This window comes from Acetatifactor sp. (genome assembly GCF_982438285.1).
Genome location: NZ_CEWDFQ010000169.1, coordinates 1 through 6,660, shown reverse-complemented (window position 1 = coordinate 6,660; position 6,660 = coordinate 1). Strand labels below are relative to the sequence as shown.

General features: G+C 49.1%; 4 protein-coding genes. All 4 read right to left on the bottom strand.

Annotated features, from left to right (window positions below):
• On the bottom strand, window positions 1–1,344 hold a 1,344-nt coding region (locus AC1WIP_RS09430; RefSeq protein WP_481141605.1), incomplete at its 3' end, for a TrpB-like pyridoxal phosphate-dependent enzyme.
• Between the two features lie 428 nt (window positions 1,345–1,772).
• Complete coding sequence (locus tag AC1WIP_RS09425; protein WP_481141604.1) at window positions 1,773–2,648, bottom strand: YitT family protein; 876 nt, start codon at window positions 2,646–2,648, stop codon at window positions 1,773–1,775.
• A 22-nt stretch (window positions 2,649–2,670) separates the two neighbouring features.
• Window positions 2,671–5,193, bottom strand: coding sequence for a YfhO family protein (locus tag AC1WIP_RS09420; protein ID WP_481141603.1), 2,523 nt, complete (start codon window positions 5,191–5,193; stop codon window positions 2,671–2,673).
• Between the two features lie 36 nt (window positions 5,194–5,229).
• Window positions 5,230–6,660: LTA synthase family protein (locus tag AC1WIP_RS09415; RefSeq protein WP_481141602.1), on the bottom strand; the 1,431-nt coding region annotated here is incomplete at its 5' end.

The following is a 6,660-nucleotide window of genomic DNA, read 5'->3' as shown; positions in this document are numbered from 1 at the left end:
GGACTTCTCCAATTCCTCGTCGGTAGGGATGTAATCGCTCATCTCCCCATCGTTATATCTCTGATATGCCACCATATCGAAATAGCCTGTACCGGTAAGACCAAATACAATATTTTTCGCCTCTCCGGTCTCCTTGCACTTGAGCGCCTCGTCAATGGCCACCTTGATGGCATGGCTGCTTTCCGGCGCAGGCAGAATGCCCTCCACTCTCGCAAAGGTCTCAGCCGCCTGGAATACAGCCGTCTGCTCCACGCTTCTGGCCTCCAAAAGCCCCTGATCATACAGCTCCGACACCACGGAGCTCATGCCGTGATAGCGAAGGCCCCCCGCATGGTTGGCGGAAGGGATAAATCCGCAGCCCAAAGTATACATCTTTGCCAGAGGACACACCTTTCCGGTATCACAAAAATCATAAGCGTAAACGCCTCTTGTAAGGCTGGGGCAGGAAGCCGGTTCTACAGCGATGATCTGATAGTCCGCCTCCCCTCTGAGCATCTGGCCTGCAAAGGGAGAAATCAAGCCGCCCAGATTGGAGCCGCCGCCTGCGCAGCCGATGATCATATCCGCCTTCACTCCATATTTATCCAAAGCAGCCTTGGTCTCCAGACCGATAATGGACTGATGCAGCAGCACCTGGGAAAGCACAGAGCCCAGCACATAGCGGTAGCCTTCCTGGGTGGTGGCCGCCTCCACGGCCTCAGAGATAGCACAGCCCAGAGAGCCTGTGGTTCCCGGGAACTCCTGGTTAATCTTTCTACCCACGCTGGTATTCATGGAAGGAGATGGTGTTACCTTCGCTCCGTAGGTGCGCATTACCTCCCGGCGGAAGGGCTTTTGCTCATAGGAGCATTTCACCATATAAACCTGGCAGTCCAGTCCCAGGTAGGAGCATGCCATGGACAGAGCCGTTCCCCATTGTCCCGCTCCCGTCTCCGTGGTCACGCCCTTAAGTCCCTGCTTCTTCGCATAGTAAGCCTGGGCAATGGCGGAATTGAGCTTGTGGCTGCCCGAGGTATTGTTTCCCTCAAATTTGTAGTAGATATGAGCCGGGGTTCCCAGCTTTTCCTCCAGGCAGTATGCTCTCACCAGAGGGGAGGGACGGTACATTTTATAAAAATCGCGAATTTCCTGTGGGATATCAAAATAAGGCGTGGTATCATCCAGCTCCTGTTTTGCCAGCTCCTGGCAGAAAATAGCGGACAGCTCCTCTTCGGTTACCGGCTTTAAGGTACCGGGATTCAAAATGGGAGCCGGTTTCTTTATCATATCCGCCCGCACATTATACCATTGCCTGGGCAGCTCCTCTTCCTCCAGATAAATTTTGTAAGGGATTTTCTTTTCCATGTTCTGTTACCTCTCTTTCCTGAATTTCCAATGTTTTGCAGATTTTTATTCACAGGAATAAAAAAACTCCTGCCTATCTGCTTTCGATAGGACAGGAGTATCATCTACTTCTGCGGTGCCACCTAACTTCACTCCTCTCAGGGATTCCTCTCCATTCCTTTTGGAGACATCCTTTCGTGGAAATGCTCTCTGCCGTGTACCATCATACACGTCCTGCTGTAACGTGCAGCCACGTCTCCTCTACTTCCGTTTCCGGTTTCAAATCGCCCTCCCAGGCCCATTCACCGCTCTTCCCAATGCCCCAATTCCACCCCATGAGGCTCTCTGTGTCTGTTTCAAACGGCTACTCTTCCTGTTCCTTGGTTTCTCAAGTAAGTTCAGCATACTCTTCTTTTCCTCAAATGTCAAGGGCTTCTGTACTTTTTTTGTCAGTCATTTGGTCTTTGGTAAAATCTTCCCGTAAGCCCTTCTGTCCGTATGGTATTCACAAAGGCAAGGGGATCTGTTTCTTTGACGCAGTTTAGCACCTTCCGCACCTCATCCCGGCCCACCACAGAATACAAAATATTGCAATCCTTTTTCAGATAACAGCCCACTCCCTTGATCAGGGTGGAGTCATGATGGGTGATCTCCGCAATGGCCTCATAAACCTCCTCCGGCTTTTGCGTCACAATCAACAGGGTCTGCTTTTGGTAGCGCTTGTACAGCGTCTGCAGCACCTGGGTGGAGGCAAACTGAAAAATAATGGAATACAGAGCCTTTTCCCATCCAAACAGCATTCCGGCGATCACAAGAATTACCACATTTCCTGCAAAAATATAATTCCAGGAATCAATGCCGAATTTCTCAGAAAGAAAAATAGCGATAAAATCCGTCCCTCCGCTGGTGCCCCCGGCAAACAGGCAGATACTGATAGCCACTGCGTTGAGAAGACCTCCGAACACAGACACCAGCAGAATGTCTGTAGTCACCGAAAAAGCCGGCACCACGTCCGTCAGAATACTGGACAGCACAATCATCAGGCAGGAATACCCCGTAAATTTCTTTCCGATGAACCGAAAGCTTAAGACGGCGGGCACTGCGTTCAGCACAAAGTTGATTACACTGAAAGGAGGCTCCACCCCAAAAAAGAGAAGGCTTGTCTCCTGCAGCAGCCTGGTAAGGCCGTTAAAACCGCCCGGTATCAGTCCCCCTGCCCGCACAAAGCTTTTCAGGTTGACAGCCATAATTATGGAAGCCACCAGGATCATCAATGTCCTCTTTACGTCGTCAATCCTTGTCTTTTTCTTTTCTACATACTCCATACTCCACCTCATGCCTCATTTTTCAGGCTTCTTCCTTTTTTTCATGTTTCATTTTTCTGCTCTTTGCATATCCTCTTATGGCCAATGCGCCAAACACACAGATACTCAATACCGTCAGACAGATCCCGGCCCAGGCTCCCTCAGGCGTATAATGCAGCGAAATAGAATATTCCCCTGCCTCCAGGTCAAAAGCCATAAGCGTTCCCCCAAATAAAACAGGCTCCACTTCCCTTCCATTGATCCAGACACGCCATCCGTCCTCATAAGGCACCGACAAAATCAGCCTTCCCGCCTCTTTCAAAGAGAGGCTTGCGTTGATATTTCGGCTGTCGTATTCCACCCATTCAAGCTGCTGCCTGGACAATACCTCCAAAGCCTGCTCCAGCACATCCGTGTGGCACAGATAGCCCTCCGCCAAAATTTTGGGGCTCTCATCCTCATCATCTCCATTGGTAAGCGTGACGCTGTCTCCCTCCTGCAGATATCCCAGATAAAGAATGGAACCATCCTTTAAGTCAGAGAAGGTATGGGTCTCCAGGCTGCCGCCGATCAGCTCTGCCTTGCTGGTGCCGGAGGCCGTCAGCATGGCATAATAAATACCAGACTCTTTCGCCGTAATGCGCACATTGTCTCCGGAAGCTTCCGTGGCAGCCTCCGTAAACAAATCTTCCTCTATTCCCAAATCCTTTACCATTTGATTCTGAAGGCGGATGCCGTCCCCTGAAAATCCCTCGGGCAGATCATACCCGGAAGGAGCCACATAGCCAAAGGGCAGGGTATACGTGCACTCATACAAAAAGATATCGCCGCTTTGCTCTGCCAGGGAAAATGCCTCATTTTCAAATTTTTCCGATTCGCCGAACATATATTTTACATTCAGCAAAGCGGAGGAAAACAGCGTAGCTCCGTCAAAACCATAATACACCTTGCTGTGCCTCATTCCCAGCCTTTTGTACAAATCCATCACATAAGAATTCATGGTGGAGGAAAACACCGACGCCGTGGGGTATCCAGTGAGCGTACCATCGTTCTTTGTCTTTCTGGAGAATTTTTCCAGCCGGTAAAAGCCCTCCTCCTGCTGTCTGGTCCACTGATAAAGCGCTCTATAGTCCTCCTGCTGTCCCAGATAGGCCGTTCGGCTGGTAGTTCCGAGACTTGTGTTCGCCATATTTATGCTGCTTTCCGCGATCACGGTCACAAGGGCGGCAAAGGCCAGTATCTGCTTCCACAGAAAGCTCTTTCTGGTTCTGTGCAGATACAAAAGCACCGCATAAATAGTCACAAAGGTCAGTGTCAATATCTCGATGCCAATGTCGAAGTCCTCGCTGTCAATAAATTTTTCACAGCACAAAAGAAAGGCGGCGGCAGCCAGATAACCATACAAAATCTGCTTTTCCTCAATTTCATCCACCCGCTTGTAGGCCTCATAGCACATGGTCAGCACAAGAAGTATATAGATAAAGGACTGTCTGGCAGGAAGGGAATCGGGATAATTCATGCCATGCCAGATAAAATCCAGCATATTCGTGCTGAAGCTGAGAAGAAATATGCCTGCCAAAGCCAGATTGGCAAACCGCTTCCGAATGGAAATTCTTTGATTCAGGGCATACATGGGAAGCAGCATAAACACCGCCACTCCGCAGTACAGATTGGGCCAGTGCTCCAGCCCTCTCTCTGTAGTGACGCACATGCAGTGTCTGGCCAGCATATCCAGCACGGAGAAATAGGAAGTGAGGGTATCCGGAAAATTCATATCCCCAAAATCCGTCTCTAAAAGAGCGTATACCTCCGGCACCAGAAGAATTGCCGCCATCCCGCCTGCAAGCAGGGAATACAGCACAAAATTTCCGACGATCTTCCATCTTCTTTTTTCCGTGAGAAGAAGCGCCAGAAAATAAAGCACCAGAAAAATACAGATCATGATGGAAATATAAAAGTTGGTGAAAATGGAAAGGGCAAGACTCACGCAGTACAGGGCACACTTCCCTTCCTTCACCAGCTTCTCCAGTCCCAGCACCACAAGGGGCAGAAGCACAATGCAGTCCAGCCACATGATATTCCAGTTATACGCCGCCACAAAGCCGGACATGGCATAAAAACAGGAAAAAAAGAGCACGCCCCAGTCCTTTGTCTGAAAATGCTTCTGCAGATACCAAAAGGAGGTCAGTCCGCACAGGCCGATCTTCACCACCACAAGATAGCTCATAAATTCCATGAGATATGCCTCAGGGAATAGAAAGGCAAGCCAGTTTAACGGACTTGCCAGATAATACACATAAAGGGCAAGAAAATTAGAGCCAATGCCCACATTGAAGGAATAGGAAAGCCCCTCTCCTGCCTTTATCTTGTGAAGAAACTCACTGAAAAAGGGCATGTACTGATGATACATATCGGAGAAGAGAAAGCTTCTGTCTCCGAATGGGAAAATGCCTCTGATCACGAACAGGCACAGCATAACCGTTACCGGCAGCACAAAGGACAGCGTAAGCGCCGCAGCATTTCTGGTTTTTTCGTCCCTGTATAAATACTTCATTATGCCTTTCATCGTCTCTTCCTCTTTCTCTGTTGATCTGGGCTGCGCTTACTGCCTCCCGTAATCAAACAACAGATAATATTCCAGACTTTGATAATCATTTATTTCCTGACCGCATTCCTCAAGGGTCAGATACTTTCCTTCCTTATCTCTGATCTGCAGTGCACTGATCACAGGATATTCCTCCCTGACTGCCTCCAGAGCGCTTTGATAAGAGGGCAGGGGAAGTCCGCAGTTTTTCAGCACATCCAGCGCAAGATAATTAACGCTGGTCTCCAGACCGCTTTGCTGGTCCATCTCAAAATTACTCCAGATCACATAGGGCACCTTATATCTTAACAGATTTTCCTCCTCTGATAAAGAGTCAGGATTCTTGCCGTTACTCCTTAAAATAGGATTGCTCACAGAGGCAGCGGGCTGGTGGTCGCCAAAAAACACAATCATGGTGTCCTCCTCTGCCTGGGAAAAGTAAGCAATCAGCTCCTCAAACGCGCTGTCCGTCTCCTTTATCAGGGAAAGATACATATTCAGCGTATCCGAAGCAATGCCCTCCACAGCTACCGAGGGCGTAAAGTTTGCAAAGGTCTCGCTGTAGCCGCTGTGGTTCTGCATCGTCACATTAAACACAAAGAGCGGCTCTCCGGCTTCCTTTTCCTCATACAGCTCAATAATCTTTGCAAAATCCGCCCTGTCGGAAATATAGCTGCGCAGCTTCTCTGCCCCGTAAAAATCATCTCTGGACAAAAAGCGGTCAAAGCCAAGCAAAGGATATACCCGGTCTCTGTCCCATCCGTCCGCATAATAGGGATGAATGGCCACAGTGGAATAGCCCAGGTCCTTTAAGTAGGAGGCTAACGAGGGAGTCTCCCTTTTTACATACTGCTGATAGGCAACGCTCCCCTGGGGAAGAAAGGCCATGGAATGTCCTGTAAGAAATTCAAACTCCGTATTGGCAGTATTTCCTCCCAGAACAGATACATTCAAATATCCCGTGACAGTATTATCCGCTCCCTGCTGCAGACTATGTATAAAGGGCATATAATCCTCATTTACACTAAAATCTCCCAGCACGGCCAGATCAGAAAAGGCCTCATCCATGATCACAATAATATTGGGACGGTTTACGCTGTCCGGATTTTCAAGAGCTGCCGTGGTCTGCTCTGGTGTGTTTTCCAGATAACTCTCCCCGGTCTCCTTTGCTGAATAGCCGGAGGGCTTCTCCACATTCATATACTTCATCTCCATCAAAAATGCCACAATATTGCCGTCCCTGCGGTTCATCACCGTTGGGGTGAACAGCTTGTCATAGAGCCCGAAATCTGCCACAAAGCTGTCCGACTGCAGCAGACGGACATATCCTCCCAGCAAAAGCACAGGAAAAAAAATCAACACGCCTCTCTTTAACAGCCGTCTGGGAGCCATTAAAGAAAACCTGCTTTCTGCGGCCATCAAAAGGACAAATGCCGCCAAAACCGCCAC

Bases quoted from the DNA above. Each gene is read 5' to 3' on its own strand.
- AC1WIP_RS09425 (WP_481141604.1), bottom strand. From the start codon at position 2,648: ATGGAGTATGTAGAAAAGAAAAAGACAAGGATTGACGACGTAAAGAGG.
- AC1WIP_RS09420 (WP_481141603.1), bottom strand. From the start codon at position 5,193: ATGAAAGGCATAATGAAGTATTTATACAGGGACGAAAAAACCAGAAAT.